The organism is Neisseria sp. P0001.S005 (genome assembly GCF_051963715.1).
In genome coordinates, this window is sequence record NZ_JBQCTZ010000773.1 from 1 (window position 1) to 365 (window position 365).

Sequence of the window (365 nt, forward strand, 5' to 3'; positions counted from 1 at the left end):
GCACCGGTGGCTTTTTTCACGCATGCGTGACGGCCGTGAGGAATCGCCACCCCCTGCCCCAAACCGGTCGAACCAAGTTTTTCACGGGCAAACAGGCAGTCGAACACGTTGGTATTCGGTAATTCTGCTTCATTCTCCAGCAGCTGTGCGGCCTCTTCAAACAGACGCTTTTTGCTGCTGACTTCCAAATCCAAAACGATATGGGACAAAGGTAAAATTTCGCCGATCAGGCTCATGTGTATCTCTTTTAAATGTCGCAAAACAATGGGATTGTACCGATTGTCGGTGCAAATCTCAATCCTGAAGGCGTAATTTACACTCGCCCTGCTAACATTTTCCATGTTGTTTTTGATATTTTTTAACGA

Annotated in this window: 1 protein-coding gene; it reads right to left on the reverse strand. The window is 46.8% G+C overall.

Features of this window, described 5'->3' with window-relative positions; genetic code table 11:
- The coding region (locus ACTHSP_RS22800; protein ID WP_440347104.1) for a PTS sugar transporter subunit IIA at positions 1 to 236 on the reverse strand (236 nt) is incomplete at its 3' end.
- Positions 237 to 365: the final 129 nt, after the last annotated feature.